At 55.2% G+C, this 3,126-nt stretch carries 2 protein-coding genes; both read left to right on the top strand.

What is annotated here, in order from left to right:
• Positions 1-212 precede the first annotated feature (212 nt).
• A complete protein-coding gene (locus FBQ85_28640) occupies positions 213-2,231 on the top strand; it encodes a T9SS type A sorting domain-containing protein (GenBank protein ID MDL1879101.1) in 2,019 nt (672 codons plus the stop codon).
• Positions 2,228-3,126: glycosyltransferase family 2 protein (locus tag FBQ85_28635; protein MDL1879100.1), on the top strand; the 899-nt coding region annotated here is incomplete at its 3' end. The genes FBQ85_28640 and FBQ85_28635, both read left to right, overlap by 4 nt.

Raw genomic sequence — 3,126 nt, 5'->3', positions numbered from 1 at the left:
AAGACATGATGCCGACATTGTTGCACTGGCTCGGTTTGCCGGTTCCTGATGATTGTGATGGCGTTGTACGCCGCGAATGGTTCGAGGAACAGCGCAACGGCCATGATGTGGTTTTTGCGCCGAGCGCGATCGAGATGAACCGCGAAGTTATGCTTTCCGAGGAAGAGCAGCGTGAAATCGAAAGTCGCTTGCAAACTCTGGGCTACATTTAAATGACACGGAATAATCGTAAACACGGCCAGTGGTTGTCCGCGGGGCTCACAGCATTCGTGCTGTTTGGAACTGGATATGTTGCGGCGCAAAATCCGCCGTACGGTTATGTGCCCAACATCGGCGTCGCCAAGAAAGCTTTTTCATTCGGCATCTGGGGCGATCCGCAAGTGGCGTTTTACGCGCCCGGCACCAAGTTCGATAATCCCGATAGCAAGCGGAATTATGAAACCGTAGTGCCGCGCTTGCAGCAAGCCGTCGCGCTCACGAATCAGCTTAAGCCGGAGTTTGTCGTCACGCTCGGCGACAACATCCACAACACCGGGGAATGGGAAAATTTCAATCTGTTTGTGCAAACGGTAAAGCCGCTGCAAATGCCGCTGTATTTGCTGATGGGCAACCACGATCACGTGCCGGAAGCCGATACCTTTGCCACCAATCCCATCAAAAATCGCGAGTTTGCCAACTTCATCTGGGCTCAGCAACAAATCAACGGCCTGGAGCTGGTGGTGTATTCCTTTGACGCCGGCGATTGGCACTTTGTCCTGTTCTCGCAAGCCGGCGGCAACGGCTACGGCGTGGATGATTTCATGGCAAAGCATCCAGAGTTTCTCACCTGGCTCGACGCCGATTTGCAAGCGAACCGTGAGCGCCCAACCATGTTTTTCACGCATCACCCGTTGCTGCCGGTTGGGCGAGCCCAATTCGACACCTATGGGCCCGGTGCGGCAAATCGCGCCGCGTTGATGAACATCCTCACGCGCTATGGCAATGTGAAATTCGCCTTCTTCGGGCATGTGCATAACACGGTGGCCTCGATTCCGGAAATCTCCTGGCGCTATAAAGGTACGGCTTTTATCCTGATGCCGAATACCGCCAATTTTATCCGCGCCGCGGATTATCTCGAAACCGCGAACTCATCGTGGGGCGTTGGTATGGTGAAACTCAACGGCACGGTCTGCGAAGCCATCACATTCCACACGCTTGCCGACGAAATCATCACGATCGACCCGGATGCATTCGCGGAATACGATGATGCCGTTTATGGTTATCTGCAACCCGAATGGACCTGGCCTGCCGGCGCGAGGTTGCTCAATCCCAGTTTCGAGGAACCGTTAAACAGCGGCTGGTTCGTCAATCATTTGCTGAGTTATGACACCCCGCCCATCCAAAAACGGTTGATTCAACCAAGAGGCGCCAGCCGGAAAAACCTTTATCTTTACACCAAGGCGAAAGACCGGCAGGTCAGCACAAATAGTTATTTGACCTCCGAGGTGCGGCAAGCCCTCACCCCGCCGGCGCCTGAGCGGTGGCCGGTCTTGAAATTGAGCTACAGAATTAAGTCGACGGAATACTTGCATCCGGAGGTGTGCCGGCCATATGTCATGATTTCCGGTCATAAAAATCAGACGAGAGTTCCACAATTTGCGATCAGCTACAGCCTGGGTTCTGCCTTCAGTTTCGCGGGAATGCGAGGCGCTTACGTTTCTTTGGAAATACCGCCAAGTTTCGACGATTGGAATGAATTGCTGCTCTATCCCAGAGCGGATTATGAACGCTACTTTCCCGATAAAAAATGGGAGACGCTGGAACTGCAAAGAATCGTTGTCACGCTCGGCGTCATGAATGAGAATTACACCCCCAACTCGGAACCGGCGGAAGCCGGAGTCGCATTCGACGCGCTGGACTGGAGTACGGTTGACACGCCAACGCCAACGTCCGTGGAGGTTGCCGGCGCCCGGTATTATCAACCGGTCTCGTTTCAACTTTATCAAAATTATCCGAATCCCTTCAATCCGGCGACGACGATTTCTTTCGCGTTATTGCAAACGGCGGAAGTACGCGTCCAGGTTTATGATCTTGCCGGGCGGCTGGTGGCAACTTTACAAGATGGACGCATGAACGCAGGCGCATATGCGATCAACTGGACGCCGCAAGAAGAGGCCGCGAGCGGCGTCTACCTGCTCAAGTTTACGGCGAATGAATTCGTGCGCACGAAGAAAATGGTTTTGATGCGATGACGTCCGATATCAGTGTCATCATTCCGGCGTATCAGGCGGAGAAATGGCTGTCACGGGCTGTCGAAAGTTGTCTGGCCCAAACGTTGCCACCGGCTGAAATCATCATTGTTGATGATGCCTCGCGCGACGCGACGTTCAACGTGGCGCAACAGCTTGCCGGCAAGCATGCGCAGGTACGCGCCTTCAAACACGAGCACAATCGCGGCCCGGCGGCGGCGCGCAATCTCGGCGCGCGCAACAGTCGCGGCGTCTTTCTCGCGTTTTTGGATGCCGATGATTACTGGCATGCGGAGAAGCTGCAGCGCCAGTATCAAACCATTGCAGCGCAACCGGCGCTCGGTTTGGTGATCTCCGCCTTGCGCGAAGTTCGCCCGGATGGCAGCAAAATCCGCGATGTTCGTTTCCGGTTGCCGGCGCAGCGGGAAGCGCGTGTGGCGGCTTCGTTTCTGTTTCAGATCAAACTCATCACGCCGACCATGTTCATGCCCCGCAAGGTTTATGAAGAGGTGGGCGGATTGGACGAAAGTTTGCGCACCTGCGAGGATCACGATTTGTTCATGCGCATTGCCGCGGCGCATGAGGTGGCTTGTCTCAATGAATTGCTGGTCTACCGCTGTGTGACGCCGCGCAGCGCCTCGCAAACCGGCACACCGCACCATATCGAATCGAACTACCGGCGTTTTTTGAGTCTCTCGCTGCAACGCTTTCCCTATTTGCGCAAGCACGCTTCCGCTTTTGAAGCAAAACTGGATTTTCAAGTCGGCCGGCGCTTTCAGCGGCAGGGCGACACCTATACTGCGCGCCGCTATTTCGCGCGGAGTTTTCAAACAAAGCCGACGCTCAAGCGCGGCCTGGCATGGGCCACAGCCAATCTGCCGAGAAGCTGGCAGGGATT

This window comes from Cytophagia bacterium CHB2, from assembly GCA_030263535.1.
Lineage (GTDB): Bacteria > Zhuqueibacterota > Zhuqueibacteria > Zhuqueibacterales > Zhuqueibacteraceae > Coneutiohabitans.
The sequence above is the reverse complement of the archived record's forward strand: the minus strand, read 5'-3'. Positions and strand labels throughout refer to the sequence as shown.

Coding starts and splice junctions, on each gene's coding strand:
- FBQ85_28640 (MDL1879101.1), top strand. CDS start 213: ATGACACGGAATAATCGTAAACACGGCCAGTGGTTGTCCGCGGGGCTC.